This window comes from Bifidobacterium sp. ESL0819, from assembly GCF_052606245.1.
This window is the reverse complement of record NZ_CP199587.1, coordinates 1,824,505-1,840,411: the sequence shown is the minus strand read 5'-3', so window position 1 is coordinate 1,840,411 and position 15,907 is coordinate 1,824,505. Positions and strand designations below refer to the sequence as shown.

Annotated in this window: 10 protein-coding genes; 5 read left to right on the top strand and 5 right to left on the bottom strand. The window is 62.1% G+C overall.

Annotation, left to right across the window (positions count from 1 at the left end; all coding sequences use genetic code 11):
• Nucleotides 1–30: 30 nt before the first annotated feature.
• The 3 genes from ACUIAD_RS07740 (at nucleotide 31) to ACUIAD_RS07730 (ending at nucleotide 7,342) form a co-directional block, all read left to right on the top strand.
• Nucleotides 31–3,462 carry a tetratricopeptide repeat protein gene (locus ACUIAD_RS07740; RefSeq protein WP_445343243.1) on the top strand — a complete coding sequence of 1,144 codons (3,432 nt, stop codon included), beginning with the start codon at nucleotides 31–33 and terminating at the stop codon, nucleotides 3,460–3,462.
• The gene (gene ligA / locus ACUIAD_RS07735) at nucleotides 3,455–6,043 is read left to right on the top strand and encodes an NAD-dependent DNA ligase LigA (RefSeq protein WP_110452348.1); all 2,589 of its coding nucleotides are present in this window, start codon (nucleotides 3,455–3,457) and stop codon (nucleotides 6,041–6,043) included. Before ACUIAD_RS07740 ends, ligA begins: the two co-directional genes overlap by 8 nt.
• A gap of 69 nt (nucleotides 6,044–6,112) precedes the next feature.
• On the top strand, nucleotides 6,113–7,342 hold the full coding sequence (locus ACUIAD_RS07730; RefSeq protein WP_110452347.1) for an Mrp/NBP35 family ATP-binding protein: 1,230 nt from the start codon (nucleotides 6,113–6,115) through the stop codon (nucleotides 7,340–7,342).
• Nucleotides 7,343–7,427: 85 nt separating this feature from the next.
• On the opposite strand, the gene ACUIAD_RS07725 is transcribed toward ACUIAD_RS07730, so the two are convergent.
• From ACUIAD_RS07725 to ACUIAD_RS07705, 5 genes are all read right to left on the bottom strand, one after another.
• Nucleotides 7,428–8,774: an MFS transporter gene (locus ACUIAD_RS07725; RefSeq protein WP_110452346.1), complete on the bottom strand. Its 1,347-nt coding sequence runs from the start codon at nucleotides 8,772–8,774 to the stop codon at nucleotides 7,428–7,430.
• 200 nt (nucleotides 8,775–8,974) lie between these two features.
• Nucleotides 8,975–10,411 (bottom strand): type I glutamate--ammonia ligase, encoded by a 1,437-nt coding sequence (gene glnA, locus ACUIAD_RS07720; RefSeq protein WP_045924619.1) that lies wholly within the window; start codon nucleotides 10,409–10,411, stop codon nucleotides 8,975–8,977.
• Nucleotides 10,412–10,554: 143 nt separating this feature from the next.
• Nucleotides 10,555–11,289: a DUF4191 domain-containing protein gene (locus ACUIAD_RS07715; RefSeq protein WP_110452345.1), complete on the bottom strand. Its 735-nt coding sequence runs from the start codon at nucleotides 11,287–11,289 to the stop codon at nucleotides 10,555–10,557.
• Between the two features lie 48 nt (nucleotides 11,290–11,337).
• Complete coding sequence (locus ACUIAD_RS07710; RefSeq protein ID WP_110452344.1) at nucleotides 11,338–12,825, bottom strand: dihydrolipoyl dehydrogenase family protein; 1,488 nt, start codon at nucleotides 12,823–12,825, stop codon at nucleotides 11,338–11,340.
• A gap of 138 nt (nucleotides 12,826–12,963) precedes the next feature.
• Entirely contained in the window at nucleotides 12,964–13,590 is a 627-nt protein-coding gene (locus ACUIAD_RS07705) for a DUF3043 domain-containing protein (RefSeq protein ID WP_110452343.1), read from the bottom strand.
• Nucleotides 13,591–13,656: 66 nt separating this feature from the next.
• On the opposite strand from ACUIAD_RS07705, the gene ACUIAD_RS07700 reads away from it, so the two are divergent.
• Both ACUIAD_RS07700 and ACUIAD_RS07695 read left to right on the top strand, forming a co-directional pair.
• Nucleotides 13,657–15,033 carry a dipeptidase gene (locus ACUIAD_RS07700; RefSeq protein WP_110452342.1) on the top strand — a complete coding sequence of 459 codons (1,377 nt, stop codon included), beginning with the start codon at nucleotides 13,657–13,659 and terminating at the stop codon, nucleotides 15,031–15,033.
• A 191-nt stretch (nucleotides 15,034–15,224) separates the two neighbouring features.
• Complete coding sequence (locus tag ACUIAD_RS07695; protein WP_445337714.1) at nucleotides 15,225–15,899, top strand: ECF transporter S component; 675 nt, start codon at nucleotides 15,225–15,227, stop codon at nucleotides 15,897–15,899.
• Nucleotides 15,900–15,907 lie beyond the last annotated feature (8 nt).

Below are 15,907 nucleotides of genomic sequence, written 5' to 3'. Positions count from 1 at the left end.
ATGTCGCGTTGGATTGGGACAATCGAAAGTATGTCCAAGAACGCGAAGAAGTCCCGGGGGTTCGGGGACCTGTCAGGTCTGGGCCGTTCCATTCTTTCCGCACTGGAGGGACTAGCGGGCTCCTCTCGGCCGACCATAGAGGGTCGGGGGGATCGTCCCCTGGATTCTTCGGTGGCCGACATGGTCGACCTGATTAACCGGACAGGGCATCATCCTGACGATCAACAGATGCGCAAATTTCTGGCCTCCCACAGCCGTATTCTGGGCGTCGCCGTCAAACGTCGGCTTTTTCCCCGCTTGCAGGGCGTGCCCGAGGGGCTGACTCTGGGTTGGGTCCAATGGCCTGATGCGCCAGGCCGCGGCTTCGCGCTGGGCATCTTCACCGATCGACGTCACTTTGCCCAGATTGCTCTGGCTGACGATCATGGCCGGGTCTTCATCGGTGAGCAGAGCCGGATGGACCTGCAGAACATGGAGCCTGCCTTCTTGCTGGGCCGGGAGGATGAGGTGACCCTTGCCGACGGCCGTCGGCTGGGTCGTGATCCGGGTCAGGATTCTGGGCCGGTCCATGCCCTCCAGGGTGCCGTAGCAGGCCGTGACGATGCCGGCCACCTGCGCTGGCTGGCCTCCTGGCTGCGATCCGATGGTCGCTATTCCCTGGAGCAAATGCGTCCCCTCCTGCCTGCGGAGATGCGTCTTGACCTGGAGTACCGGGATGCCGTGGCCATCGCCTTCTTCGCCGCCTACCTTCTGCCGCGCATCCAGGGAACCTTCACCGGGTTCGGCTCGGGCAACATCTTCTACCGGCTCAACCGGGAGGCGCCCATGGGAGCCATCCGACGCAGCGTGGGCGACATGATCCAGGCCCGCTCCCACGGACAGCGGGTCTCCGGTCTGGAGGATCTGTTCGCCGACCTGATGCGTGAGGCCGGGGCTCTCTCGCCCGTCTCGGGCCTTGAAGCCATTCATGGGGCGGAACCCCTGCATCTGTATGCTTCCTCTTACTCTGGTGCCTACTTTCTGAGCTGGGACAACGGACTGGAGTTCACCGCCGCCCTTGCGGCCCTGCGCATCGAAGGCAATCTCAACAGGTTCGCCGCTGTCAGCGCCTGGCTGGAGCGCAATGCCCGTCTGGGGACACTGCCCACCGAGGACTCGATCAACCGCGTCCAGGCGACCCGGCTGGACCAGGCCCTTTTGGATGATCCTGCCATCGTCGCCCTGCTGCGTCCTGGAGACTATTCGACTCGCTTCGACCCTTTGGAGGACGACGGACGGACCGCTATCAACGCCATGGTCGACAAGGCTGCGGCTACTGCTGCCATGGTGCGTCAACAGGCTCCCCAGGCTCTGCCGGTGCGAGCTGACGGTCAGGGCCAGGAGCCCGTGCGATCCGAATGGGTCTACCGGCAGACGCTGGCCATGCTGGTGCGTTCCCTTCGGTTGCCTTTCCGCTTCGATGCGGAGTTCAGATCCAACCTTGCCCAGGGGCAGGTGGCCCTGGCCTTCACCGCAGCGGGACGTACCATGATGCCCTCCAGTCGCTATGAGGATCAGTCACGGGCCTGGCGTGACCTGGACGAGGGCGAGCGGTCCGCAATGAGCGCTGACTACAACCTGCGCGTCGGGCTGATGATGGCCGCTCTGGCCTTCGGGGTGGATCCGGCCGTGCGCGAGGTCAGCCTGCAGATCGACTCCATCGGTCTGGAAGAGGCTGTCGACCAGCAGAACTCGGCCATCAGGACCATGATGGGACAAGCCCTGGAGGCCTTTGAGCGTATGCGCTCCGGCGAGGTGGCCTCTACAGGGTCCAAGGCCGATCCCAAGGATGGCGACGTGCATGGGGATCCCGCCAAGCCCATTGCCTCCCGGATGGCTCCTGATCAGCAAGAGGGAAATGAGGAGGACAAGGCCGAGGACCAGGACGAAACGGGATCTGTGGACCGTGAGTTCAAGGATCTTATGCAGGGAGTGGATCTTGACACCGCTGCCTTTGCACCGCCGTCGTCAGCCAATGGGTCCGATGAGGAAGAACCGACCGCAGACGGCACCTCGAACGAGAAGGTATCGAGCGATGATGCCTCCGCGGATCAGACCGACGGCGACGGATCCCAGAATCCACTGAGCGCCCTGCAGAGCAATCCGACCATTCGCACCCTGGTCTCGGTGGTCTTCAGCAGGGAGCTCTTCCTCTCCCGCATCCGTTCACAAGGTCTGAAGGATCCACGTGCCGTCTACCGTTTTTTTGACGCGGCCATGCAGGTGGATCCGCAGGGCGGACTCAAGCCCACCGAGGCCGGCTTCGACATGCGCGATGACCGCTTCAGCCCCCAAGGCAGCCAGGAGGAGCCTGAGTTCTCCGAGATGACCTTTGCTGACAAGTCGGCCAAGGCTCTGGGAGCGCATAAGGCTGTGGATCTGTCCATTCAACGAGCCGACCTGCTGCAGAGAGCTGTAGGTGGTTTCCACAGGCTAGCCGCGGACCGGACTATGACTTCAGCAGCCAAGGCCCAGCAAGCCACTGGCATCATCCAGGGCATCGGCGATCCGGAGCTGGATCAGCTGGCTCCCCAGGTTGCCAGCGCTATGATCGACGGCACTCCTGTTCCGGACTTTGACTTTTCTCTGTCCTCCCAGCTGGACAAGGAGCGCGTTCGTGCCCGTGATCTGCTCTTCTCCGGCGGCGCGGCCCAGGGCATACAAGTGGAGCAGGATGCCATTGCCCATCTGGATGCCGCTTTCGCTGCCGAGGGACAGGTGCCCAGGTACTTCAACTCATACGCTGAGCGGGTGGTTTACAACCGGCTCTTTGCCACTCCGGGGGAGCGGACCCTGCTTATTCCGGACAATCTCTTTTACGCCCACCTGGAGATAGCTGATCTGTTGGCCCAGATTAAGGAGGACCAGGCGGCCCTCAAGCATCTGAACGCAATGGTGGCCTACGCGCCCGCCTACCCGCTCTCCCACCTGAAGCTGGCGGTCATGCTGGCCAACCGGGAGGACTGGGATTCGGCCCGGGCTGCCACCCTGAACGCCCTGCGGGTGGCTCTAGACAGGGACGACGCCTCTTTCGCTTACTACCGTCTGGCCTATGCCTCATGGATGCGCGACGAGTTCGACGTGGCTGCGGCGGCTTATTTGATGAGCGAACACATCAGCCCTGACCGGATACCAGCCCTCAAGAGTGAGCTGGCCGAGCTGCAGGCCAGGGCCCGCTCCCAATGCGTGGTCCTGCCCGAAAACCACAGACAGGCCCGCCAGGTGCTGGCTGAACATGGCCTGCCGGTCTGGCCTCACACCGAGGTGGCTTCGATAGTGCGCCAGGCCGCGCGCATCTGTGTGGACGGCGGGCTTTTTGTTCCGGCCCGAACATTGTCAATGGCGGCAGCTCGGATGAACGACGACGATAATGAAGGTGTTGATGTGGTACAGGCACAGTTCATGAGGTCGCTCAATGCATGACAAAACAGCTCAGCAAGATATTCGGAAAACCGATGATGATGGCGGGGATGCCGAGTCCAGACCCAGGCCCGGCACTGACCGATGGATAGCCTCCCTTCAGCCCGACGATGCTGATGCCATGCGACTGGGGGAGCTGGACCTTGACTCCTTGGGGGCCCAGCAGGCCCAGCGTCTCTGGTCCAGGCTGGCTGCCTGGGTGGAGTCCGACCAGGTCGCCTACTACATAGACGATGCTCCTGTCTCTTCCGATGCAGCCTATGATGCCCGGATGCGCTGCCTGCAGGAGCTGGAGTCCCGCTTTCCTGGCCTGGACACCCCCCAGTCGCCGACGCACCGGGTGGGTGGAACCTTCTCCAACGACTTCGCCTCCGTCCGTCACCCTTCCCGGATGCTCAGCCTGGATGACGTCTTCAGCATTTCGGAGCTTCGTCAGTGGTACGACGGGCTTCGCAGCGAGCTCGACTGGCCGCAGGACAAGACCCTGCCTATGACCAGCGAGGTCAAGATCGACGGCCTGGCCCTCAACCTGCTTTATCGTAACGGGGTCCTGGAACAGGGCCTGACCAGGGGGGACGGGGTGACGGGGGAAGACATCACCCTGAACGTCAGAACCATTCCAAGCATTCCGCAGAACCTGGCGGGTCCTGTCCGCGACATCCCAGAATTCGTGGAGGTCCGTGGCGAGGTCTTCATGCGGTTCGATGACTTCAATGCCTTGAACGAGGAGCAGGAGCGGGAGGGCAGGGCGCCCTTCGCCAACCCCCGTAACGCTGCCGCCGGGTCTCTTCGACAGAAGGATCCACGCATCACCGCCAGTCGCCGTCTGAGTTTTTACGCCCATGGCTTGGGCTCCCTGAGATGGGGGCCGGCCCATCCCAAGGGGACCCACGACGAGGTCATCGACCAGTCCCAGGCCTACGACCTCTACAAGCAGTGGGGGATTCCGGTCTCGCCCCACAACAGGGTCGTCACTTCATTCGACCAGATCCTGGACATGATCGATTACTACGGCCAGCACCGCAATGACATCGAGCACGCCTTGGATGGCATCGTCGTCAAGCTTCAGGACCGGGATCTCCAGCGCAGGCTGGGCGCCACCTCCCGAGCCCCCCGCTGGGCTGTGGCATACAAGTACCCGCCGGAGGAGGTCAATACCAGACTCCTGGACATCACCGTCCAGGTGGGTCGGACCGGAAGGATCACCCCGGTGGCTGTTCTCACTCCGGTCACCGTTGCCGGGTCCACGGTCTCCAGGACCACTCTCCACAACGCTTCCGAGGTCAAGCGCAAGGGCATTCTGATCGGGGACACGGTCGTGGTCCGCAAGGCTGGCGATGTGATCCCTGAGCTGGTCGGACCGGTTATCGAGGCCAGGAAGGGGCGCGAGAAGGAGCTGAGACCCTTCGTCATGCCTGAGACCTGCCCCAGCTGCGGCGCCCGTCTGGCTCCGGCCAAGGAGGGCGATGTGGACATCCGCTGTCCCAACGTGGAGTCCTGCCCGGCCCAGTTGACCGAGCGGATCATCCATATGGCCTCGCGAAAGGCCCTGGATATCGAACATCTGGGGGAACAGAGCGCCATAGCCCTGACCAACCCCGATGAGAATCGGCCTGATTCCGTACAGGTCTACGCCCCTGGACTGCGTGAGGTTTTGATTGACCAAGGCGGCCAGGCGGCCCTCTACCAGCCGGACCCGGATCTGAAGCTTCCGCCCCGGCAGGATCCGGTTCTGACCAGCGAGGCAGGCCTCTTCGACCTGAAAGCGGAGGATCTGCGCCAGGTCTATGTATGGCGTGAGGTTCCCCTGATGGAGCAGGCGGCGGTGGAAGGCCGACAGGGCCACGCTACAACAAAGCGCCGGACTGGCGGCAGCGGCCTCTGGTACCGGGTGCCGGCATTCTATAACCTGCCCAAGAGCGTACAGACCGGCCAGGGCGAGCGAGCTATGAACAGTCATGAGACCCAGGTCCAGGAAGCCGCCTTAGGCAGTACTGATGCGCAGCCCTCCAGGAATACCCTGCAGATGCTTGACGAGATCGACAAGGCCAGACATGCCGACCTGTGGAGGGTTCTAGTGGCCCTGTCCATCCGGCATCTGGGACCGACTTCAGCTCGGGCTATTGCCACCCGCTTCCCCTCTCTCAAGGCCGTAGAGGAGGCCAGCGTGGAGGACCTGTCCGAGTTGGATGGTGTGGGTCCCGAGATCGCACGCTCCATCCACGACTGGTTCCAGGGCGCCCGACAGCCAGGCGACTGGCGTGGACGCATCCTTGAAGCCTGGCAGTCCGCCGGAGTCGGCGCTCACGTCGAGCGCAGCACCAAGCCACAGACCTTGAAAGGCATGACCGTGGTGGTCACTGGCAGTCTGGAGGGTTTCTCCAGGGATTCCGCCAAGGAGGCCATTGTGGAGCGGGGCGGCAGAGCCTCTGGATCCGTCAGCAAGAAGACCACCTATGTGGTGGTGGGTGCCAATCCGGGCTCCAAGGCCGACAAAGCTGAGAGCCTGGGCCTGACTATTCTTGACGAGGCGGCTTTCCGCCGCCTGCTTGACACCGGCGACCCCAGCCCAGCCCAAGGCTGATTGCGACATTCGCAATATCCGACCAGCCGCGCCCTAGCAGCAGGTGGCTGAGCGCGATATGGTGACGGCATGGAACAAGTAGAGCATCGCAAGGAAAGGACCCGGGATCTGGAGGAGCTGCCTCGAAGAATCAAGGGGGAGGTCTATGAGCGGCTCAGCCGGGTCATTGATCCAGAGCTGGGACGGTCCGTCACCGATCTAGGCATGATCACCGACATCATTGTCGAGCCAGCCAGGGACGCCCAGGCCGACTATGAGGTGACCGTCCGGGTGGAGCTGACCATCAAGGGATGCCCGCTGTCGACCACTATCACCAACCAGATAAACGGCACCGTGACCTCCTACCCCCGAGCTCGGCTACGCCCGCATATCGATGTCTCCTCCATGAGCAGGGAGAAGCTGAACAACCTGGTGGCCGACCTCAAGGCCGCCCGGCGCAGCAATCCCTTCTCCAAGCCGGGCGTCGGAACACGCATCTTCGCCATCGCCTCGGGCAAGGGCGGCGTGGGCAAGTCTTCGGTGACCGTCAATCTGGCTGCTACCTTGGCGGCCCTGGGTTATGACACTGCTGCCATTGATGCGGACATCTACGGATTCTCCCTGCCTGGGCTCTTCGGCGTGCACAGCCAGCCCACCAATTTAAACGGCATGCTGATGCCGGTCACCGCCTGGGGGGTCAAGCTGATCTCCATCGGCATGTTTGCCGGGTCGGACCGGGCCATCCTCTGGCGGGGTCCGCGCCTGCAGCGCTCGCTGGAGCAGTTCCTTTCCGATGTCTGGTGGGGGGATCCCGATGTGCTCCTGCTGGATCTGGCCCCAGGCACCGGGGATATGGCCCTGTCCGTGGCCCAGGCCCTGCCCAACAGTCGGCTGATCGTGGTCACCACCCCTCAGCCATCGGCCTCGCAGGTGGCAGTTCGGTCAGGGCTTGTCGCCCTCCAGCTGCCCACCAAGGTTCAGGGTGTGATTGAGAACATGTCCTGGTATGAGCACCATGGGGAGCGGCTGCGCATCTTCGGCCAGGGAGGGGGTCAGCGTGTGGCTGACCAACTGACCCGCGACCTGGGGTATCAGGTGCCCCTGCTGGAGCAGCTGCCCTTGCAGACCGACCTGCGCGAGTCAGGGGAGTCCGGTCGGCCGGCTGTGCTTAGGTCAGATGGCTCTCTGGATGATTCGTCGCTGACCAGACGGTTCGTGGACCTGGCCAAAACGCTGATGGCGGGTTCTGAACCCGGCGATGCCCGTCGGGCCGCCGGTGAGGACCGACTCTCGCAACGAGGACTGACTCTAAAAAGATAGCTCAGTCTGCTGGACGGGCCACGGCGGGTATGTCTTCGAATTAGCTGCCTTCGAGGTTTTAGTCCGGTGCTGTATCTTGTCGAGATTAAGCCGAGGCCGTGCTCTTCTGGCTGGTGATCTGTTGCGAGGGGATAGCCAGGAACCAGGGGACCGCCAGTACCACCAGTCCGATGGCGCACATGGCCAGGAAGGGAATGACCTCGTGTCCCGCTAGGACATAAGAGGCGAACATGGGCCCCACGATGTAGCCCAGGGAGGCGGCCGTGTTGAGCAGGCCGAACATGCGTCCGCTAAACGACGGTCCGGCCAGCTCGGCGGCCACTACTGGCTGGGAGATGCCCATCATGACTTCACCCAGCCCGAAGATGGTGATGCCCAGGGAAGCTACGCTCAGGGCACCGGGAGTGGAATCCAGCCGCAGGCCCAGGACGATGATCACCCAGGCCGCAGCCCAGAAGACCGGCACGGTTCGCAGCAGACGGACATGGTTGGCGTCCTTGAGTCGAGGCAGCAGCACGATGTTCATGATGACCACCGAGAAGGTGTTGACCACGTCCACCACCGACAGGGACCAGCGGGGGATATGCGGATCGGAGATCAGGGTGGTGACCAGGCCGGCGTCGAACTGGGAGTAGCCGAAAAGATCCATGAAGAAAGTTCCCATGGTCAAAAGCGCCATGGAGGCCAGTACTCTTGTTAGAGAACTGGTCCGTCCGCCGAAGGTGCCGTCGACGGTCGCTCTTTCATTGCTGTCTGACGGATTGGCCCTTTGAGCTTGGGTGGTCTTTGTAGATTCCTGGATGACCTCCCGCTCCGCCTGAGCCTTGAGTTCAGCCGTCAACCGGCGCAGCTGCCAGTGTCGTTCGATCACCAGCAGGGACATGCTGAGCAGAGCGAATCCCAGGGCCCTGCCTCCGAAGCCGATGCGATAGAGGAAGTCCTGGCCACCGGCGGCCAGCAGTCCGCCCACCGCCGCTCCAAGACCGATGCCCAGGTTGAGCTCGGCTTGGTTGATGCCGTAGACGATTCGGTGTTGCTCCCTGGTGGAGATCTGCGTCAGAATGCTGGCCCAGGAGGTCTGCATGCCCATTCCCAGGCCCGATACGAAGGCTCCTGCAACTGCTGCCCGGTAGTCGTGGGCCACGGTGAAGATCAGGGGGCCGATGACCGAGAAGATCATGGCCGTGTGCATGGCCAGCCAGGAGGAACGACGGTCCGAGACCCAGCCGATGATGGGGTTGGAGATCAGGGACCCCACCGAGCTGATGGTTACCAGAAGGGCGGCCTCGCTCATGGTGGCGCCCAGGGAATGGGTGGCAAAGAGCAGTTCGATGGGCATGACCAGGCCGATGCCGAAGTTGCACATGAGGTCCACAATGAGCATGGCTCGTAGATATACGGGCAACTCCATGAATTCACGCAGCCAGCGCATCGGTTTCCACCTCCATCGGATCTGTTTTCCTGCCTCTTCTCATTCTGGCCTGACCGCCCGCCGGGATGCCGGGGCTGGCGTGTTGTCGCCAATGGACGGATACCGATGGTCGTGACGATACAAAAAGGCTCGACCCCCCAGTAGAAGGGTCGAGCCCCATGTGGCCTGGCCGGTCAGCCGGCGTCAGTCGTCAGATGGACTCAGATGTGGAAGTAGAGCTCATATTCCAAGGGAGTGGGTGCCAGACGGGTCTGATCCAGCTCGCCGCGCTTCAAGTCCAGCCAGGTCTGGATCAGGTCGTCGGTGAAGACATCGCCCTCGCTTAGGAAGTCGTGATCCTCCTCCAGGGCGTTCAGAGCCTCCTCCAGGGAGCCCGGCACCTGCTTGATCTGGGCATGCTCCTCCGGAGGCAGCTCATAGAGGTCCTTGTCGATGGGGGCCGGCGGCTCAGTGTGGTTGAGGATGCCGTCCAGTCCTGCCATCAGTTGGGCCGAGAAGGCCAGGAAGGGGTTGCAGGAGGGATCGGGGGCGCGGAACTCGATCCGCTTGGCGGCAGGAGAAGTGCCTGCCAGGGGGATGCGGATGGCTGCCGAACGGTTCCGGGCCGAGTAGACCAGGTTGACCGGGGCCTCATAGCCCGGCACCAGCCGCTTGTAGGAGTTGGTGGAGGGGTTGGTAAAGGCCAGAACCGATGAGGCATGTTCAATCAGACCGCCCACATACCAGCGGGCGATGTCGGAAAGTCCGCCGTAGCCATTCTCGTCATAGAAGAGGGGCTTGCCATCTTTCCAAAGGGACTGGTGGCAGTGCATGCCGGTCCCGTTGTCCCCGGCGATGGGCTTGGGCATGAAGGTAGCAGCCTTGCCGGCCAGAGCTGCGGTCTCGTGGACCACGTACTTGTACTTCATCAGGTCGTCGCCTGCATGCAGCAGGGTATTGAAGCGATAATTGATTTCCTGCTGGCCGGCGCCGCCGACTTCATGGTGGGATCGCTCCAGAATCAGTCCAACCTTCTGCAGGTTTGCCACCATGTCGTCGCGAAGGTCCTGATAGTGGTCAATGGGGGGCACAGGGAAATAGCCCTTCTTGACCCGGTTCTTGAAACCGATGTTGTCGGACCCGTCCTCCTCGACGTCCACGCCTGAGTTCCAAGGAGCCTCGATGGAGTCGACCTCGTAGAAGGAGCGCTGCATGCTGTTCTCGAAGCGGACCTTGTCGAAGATGAAGAATTCGGCCTCGGGGGCGAAGGAAGCTGTGTCGGCGATGCCGGTGGACCGCAGGTAGGCCTCGGCCTTGGCGGCGATCTGCCTTGGATCGCGGGAGTAGGGCTCGTCGGTCACCGGGTCCACGATGGAGAAGGCCACATTCAAGGTGCGGTGGCGGCGGAAGGGATCCAGATAGGCTGTTTCAGGATCAGGAATCAGCTTCATATCGGATTCATTGATGGCTTGGAAGCCTTGGACGGAGGAGCCGTCGAAGGCCATGCCGTCTGTGAAGGCGTCCTTGAGGAATTCACTGGCTGGCACGGTGAAGTGCTGCTGGACCCCGATCAGGTCGGTAAACCTGACTGAGACGTATTCCACGCCTTCCTGGTTGATCAGAGCTTCGCAATCGGCCTTTGATTTCAGTTCGCTCACTGAACTGCTCCTTTCGTGGAAACCGTAACGGTCACCCAGTCTAGAGGACCGGTTTTTTCGGCAATGAGCCGCTGAGGTTACGGGGGTGTTTCATGCGAAGGTCCCGGCGCCTCCTTGGGGGAGAAGCCGGGACCTTCAAAACATCAACGTCCGCGCATGGCCTTGCGGCTGACGTGTACCTTGGTCGGATCGATGCCCTTGGGCATTCCCAGAGCGTTTTGCCGCTTTTGCAGGGTGACCAGCCGGTCGTTCAGGGTCTCCAGCTCGGTGGCGGTCAGCTTGGCCTTCTTCTTGAGCACAGTGCGTTGAAGCTTGTTCAACGGAACCTGATCAGGTCCATGCCCCACACTGATCCGGTAAATGGGGATAGCCGATCCGCGGGTGATGCGGCGTATCTTCTCCTCCTCGCGGTTCATGGCCTTATTGACGCGGTTGTAGTCGCCTTCGGCTATCAGATAGACGCCGGTGCGGCCAGTGCCCCTCCAGACCGCATCCTTGGTCTTGGCATCGATCCAGACAGGTTCCTGTGGGAAGGAGAAGCCCGCCTTGGAGATGCTGCTCAGCACGGCGGCTGCAGCGCCCGGGCGGCCGTCCATCCTGGCATAGCCAACCCTGTCTGAGCGTCTGGTCAGGGTCATGGTGGCCAGGAGCAGGCCGACCATTATTCCTAGAAGCACGGTCAGAATCCAGGACAGCCAGCCGAAGTGGGCCAGCAGGCAGATCGCCACAGCTATCAGCGTCGGCACCAGGATGGCCGCGGCCAGCAGCCAGGGAAGGGCCTTGTCCTCCTCGTAAGTGAATCGGAAGATCTTGACGATCTGGCTGATCGTGCTGGTCTTCTTTTTTGCCTTTTTGCCCTTAGCGTCCTCTGTAGCCATGCCATCCTCACTTGGAAACGTTCACTGGTTGACCAGTCTACCGCATGCCTAGCGCATGTTCAGAGGTCTGCCGTCAGCCTTAAGCAGGGCCTCTCCAATGGCTTCGGAGAAGGTGGGATGGGGGTGGATGAGCCCGGCCGCCCGGTGCAGGGGGATCTGGTTGCCTACCAGCTGCTGGGCCTCGGCGATGTTCTCGGATGCTTGAGGCGAGACCATCTCCAGGCCGACGACCATCTGCTGTTCCATATCTGTGGCTGGGCAGGCGGTGACCAGGCTGAGGGTGCCTTGCAGACCGCTCATGCGCATGCGCGAGTTGGCCATCATGGGGTAGACGGTCTCTCTTACCTGGTTCAAAGATGGATCGTCCTCGGCCTCCTGGCGGCTGAAGCCCACGGCTGCGGCTTGGGGGGAGGAGAAGACCACGCGCGGGATGGTGGCTTCGTTGACCGGCTCTGGATCCAGCCCGGAGGCGGCCTCGGCCAGGGTGATGCCCTGTTGGAAGGCCCTATGGGCCAGATGGTGCCCCGGAGTGATGTCGCCCAGGGCCCAGACCCTGTCGCGGCTGGTGCGTCCCTGGGAGTCGGTCAGAACCTGGCCTTGCTCGTCCAAGTCGATGCCCAGCTCCTTCATCTGCTTGGCATCGGTGTTGGGATCTCTGCCGATGGCTACCAGGACCAGATCGGTTTTGATTCGTCCCTCCTGGCCTTTGTCGTCGGATGGCTGGTAGTCGACCTGAATGCCCTCGTCTGAAGGCAGACGATGACCTCCTGAACAACGGGCATGGGTAATGATCCGGATTCCCTGGCGCGCCAGCTCCCGTGTCAAGATCTGGCCGATCCGCCGACCCCAGTGGGAGAGCACCCGGTCCCGTCTGACCATCAGGGTCACCTGGCTGCCGGCTTGATTCCAAATAGTGGCGAATTCAAGGGCCACCGCGCCTGAACCGATAATCAGTGCTCGGCGGGGGAAGGGTTTGAGGGTCAGAGCCCGGTCGGTGTCGATGACCAGATCATCGAAGGGGAGCTCTTCCAGAGCCCTGGCATGAGATCCAGTAGCCAGAATGGTGTCGCAGGTGGTCAGACGGGTTCGCTGGCCGTCAGAAGAGGCCACCTCCACCAGACCATCGCCTACGATGCTGCCGCGACCGTGCATGACTGTGATGCCACGCTGCTTTAGCAGGCTCGCCAAGCCGCCGGTCATGGCATCCACCATCTGATCCTGGTAATCCTGGAGCTTCTGGTAGTCGATGTTAGCCGACTCAATATTGATGCCCATGGTGGTTCCGAGATTCGCCTGTTCGAGAACCTGGGTGGCGGTCAGCAGTGCCTTGGTAGGGATGCATCCCCGGTTCAGGCAGACGCCGCCTACCACAGGGTCCTGCTCGACAAGGGCCACACGCCCGCCCAGCTCTGCTGTGCGAAGGGCCGTGGAATATCCGCCGGGTCCGGATCCGATGATGATCGTGTCGTATTGGCGCTCGTTGGGATCCCAAGGGTCCAGTGACCCTTTGCCGGGTTGATTGTTCTCTTGCTGCATAGCATTCATGCTAGCCGTGCCGGCTGGGAGAATGAAGATCATCCGCAGAATGCGGAGTGAATACGAATACCGCCCGGAGCCCAAGGGCGCCGAGCGGTATGACCGACCCTCAGGCCGGAATGCAAGGACGATTGACTGTCAGTCGGGCCAGTGCCCGCGCTTGCTCTGCTTGGGCTTAGGAACCCGCCAGCGCCGGACCATCATGGCCCGCTGCCAGGCGTAGGAGGCTGAGCGTGAACCCTTGGCCACCGAGCGCTCGCCGAACTTGTCGATCAGCAGGCGCTTGAGTTTGCGCCACATCAGCCAGGTGTCGACCAGGGCTACGATCAGATAGCCGTATAGAAGGATGGTCACCACCATGGTGAAAGTGGCATAATGCTGCGGGCCTACGAACATGCCCAGCAGTGTAGCCACGAACATGAGAATGATGGCTGGGAAGATCCATTCCAGCAAATTGAATCGGGCATCCACATAGTCGCGAATGTAGATCCTCCAAGGCAGGCGCTCCGACCTGGGCATGTGGTCGATGTCGCCGGTCCTCATGGCCTCGTACTGGGCATCCTCGCGGGCTCGAATCCGCGCTTTGGCAGCCTTGCGAGAGGCCTTGCGGTCCTTGGGTACCAGAGGGCGCAGGTTCCGGGCCTCAGCCTGTTTGCGCTTTGGTGTGGGGCGTCCCTTGCCTCGTACATCCTCCGCAGAGGACGTCTGGTCCGCCTCAGCCTCTTTATCCCGACGATCCTTGCGTGAGAAGGGGTTCCATGTCATGCGAACAGGTTACGGTGACGCCTAGACTCGCAAGCATTGATTTGCAAGCAATCACAGGAGGTAGCGATGGCAAAACTGGGCCTGGAGACGATTCGCACCCGCGTTCAAGATGATAGAAGCCGGGTAGTCGATCTGCTTAAGGACAAGATTGCTCTGGCCTCGGTCTCTGCCAAGGGAATCACCGGGGACCACATGCGGCGCTCGGCCGAATATGTGGCCGGACAGCTCCGCAAGGTGGGCGTGGACACCCGGGTGGTCCAGGCCACCAACCCTGACGGGACTCCGGGCGCCTTCGAGGTCATCGGATCCCGGCAAGTGGATGCCAATGCTCCGACCGTCCTGCTCTATGCCCACCACGATGTGCAGCCGGTGCCCGACCCCTCCCAGTGGTCCACTGACCCCTTTACCGGCGTGGAGAAGGAGGGACGGCTTTACGGACGTGGATCCGCTGACGACGGCGGCGGTATTGCCATCCACTCGGGTGCCCTGCATGCCTTGGATAAGGACCTGCGCGTCAATGTCAAGGTCTTCATCGAAGGGGAGGAGGAGATGGGCTCACGCAGCTTCATCCCCTTCCTCCAGGCTCATCGGGATGACTTCGCCTCGGATCTGATCATCGTGGCCGACTCGGGCAACTGGTCGGCGGATACCCCAAGCTTGACCACTTCCCTGCGAGGGAATGCGGACCTGGATGTCACGGTCACCGTCCTGGAGCACCCGGTCCATTCCGGGCAGTTCGGCGGGCCCATTCTGGATGCCAACACTCTGGCCGCCATGCTGATTGCCTCCATGTATGACGACCAGGGCCAACTGGCGGTGCCTGGCCTGGAGGGCGGCCAGCCCATCGGCGGCCTGCAGCGTGACCTGGACCAGGCCCAGCTGCGTGCTGATGCAGGCGTGGTGGACTCCTACCGACTGGCTGGAACCGACTCCCTGGCCTCCCGGCTCTGGACCAAGCCAGCCGCGGCGGTGATAGGCTTCGATGCGCACCCTGTGGAGGGTTCCTTCAACGTGCTGACCGACAAAACCCGCTTCCGCATTTCCCTGCGCACTGCGCCCACCCAGCGGCCCGAGCAGGCCGTGCAGGCCTTGGCTGATTTTTTGATCGCCCATGCCCCTCATGGGGCCAGAGTGGAGGTCACCCCTAGCGACTTGGGCATGGGATGGGCCATGGATGCCGACAGCCCGGTGGTCAAGCAGGCCGAGGAGGCCATGCGACAGGCCTTTGGACACGACCCGGTCAACAAGGGCGAGGGCGGATCCATCCCCTTCATCCCCGAGCTCAAGCGGCTCTTCCCTGAGGCCCAGGTCCTGGTGACCGGCCCCGAGGATCCCCAGTCCAACGCCCACAGCCCGAACGAGTCCATCTCTCTGCAGGGGCTGGTCGACAACATCATCACCGAGGCCCTCCTGTTGGATTCCCTGGGCGAACTTCAGAACTGACTTTTGGCCATCGCATGTTCTAGGATGGCAGGTGACACGGGGGCCGTATGCCTAAGGGCGTGCGGCTGAGAGGAGGCTTAGCCTCAACCGGACGAACGTTTACCGGGCAATGCCGGCGCACGGATGTCACTGGACCCGTGCCTGAACGGGATGGCGCTCATAGGGAGCGCTCCGAGGAAAGGCACAAGATCATGACCGATGGTCATTTCATGAACAATACTGTTTCCGGATCAGAACCGGAGTCTGCGCGGACTCCCGTCGAAGTCAGAGGCCCATCCAGACGGTGGAGGGTGGTGGATATTGCCGTCGCCTCGGTCATCGGGGTCGCTTCCGCCGTCATCTACTGGGTGGTCGCCATGGTGACTACTATTCCCTGGTCCTTCCTGGACGGGGTTGTGCCCGGTCTGGGCGGCATTCTTAACGGTCTCTATCTGTTTGCCGGCCCCTTGGCCTCGGTCATCGTGCGTAAGCCGGGTGCAGCCGTCTATGCTGAACTGGTCGCCGCCATCCTGGAGTCATTGCTGGGCAGTCTTTGGGTTCCTGTGGAGACCATGCTGATCGGTCTGCTTCAAGGCTTCATGGCTGAGCTGGTCTTCATGCTGCTGCGCTACCGCCGCTGGAGCATGAAGACGGCGGCGCTCTCTGGTGCCGCCGCTGGTTTCGGCTGCTGGCTGTACTCCTTCTGCACACACCTGCAGGCCATCAGTCTGACCGGTCCCTATGGACTGATTTATTTGATTGCCACTTTGATTTCTGGCGCATTGATCGCAGGAGTGCTGGTCTGGTACCTCTACAAGTCCATCGCCGCCACCGGGGCCTTGGACCGTTTCGCATCCGGCCGCGATGTTCGCACGGCCGGGAAGTAGAGGTCCGG

Excerpts from the sequence above, each read along its gene's own strand:
- ACUIAD_RS07740 (WP_445343243.1), top strand. The coding sequence starts at position 31 with ATGTCCAAGAACGCGAAGAAGTCCCGGGGGTTCGGGGACCTGTCAGGT.
- ligA (WP_110452348.1), top strand. The coding sequence starts at position 3,455 with ATGCATGACAAAACAGCTCAGCAAGATATTCGGAAAACCGATGATGAT.
- ACUIAD_RS07730 (WP_110452347.1), top strand. The coding sequence starts at position 6,113 with ATGGAACAAGTAGAGCATCGCAAGGAAAGGACCCGGGATCTGGAGGAG.
- ACUIAD_RS07725 (WP_110452346.1), bottom strand. The coding sequence starts at position 8,774 with ATGCGCTGGCTGCGTGAATTCATGGAGTTGCCCGTATATCTACGAGCC.
- ACUIAD_RS07715 (WP_110452345.1), bottom strand. The coding sequence starts at position 11,289 with ATGGCTACAGAGGACGCTAAGGGCAAAAAGGCAAAAAAGAAGACCAGC.
- ACUIAD_RS07710 (WP_110452344.1), bottom strand. The coding sequence starts at position 12,825 with ATGCAGCAAGAGAACAATCAACCCGGCAAAGGGTCACTGGACCCTTGG.
- ACUIAD_RS07705 (WP_110452343.1), bottom strand. The coding sequence starts at position 13,590 with ATGACATGGAACCCCTTCTCACGCAAGGATCGTCGGGATAAAGAGGCT.
- ACUIAD_RS07700 (WP_110452342.1), top strand. The coding sequence starts at position 13,657 with ATGGCAAAACTGGGCCTGGAGACGATTCGCACCCGCGTTCAAGATGAT.
- ACUIAD_RS07695 (WP_445337714.1), top strand. The coding sequence starts at position 15,225 with ATGACCGATGGTCATTTCATGAACAATACTGTTTCCGGATCAGAACCG.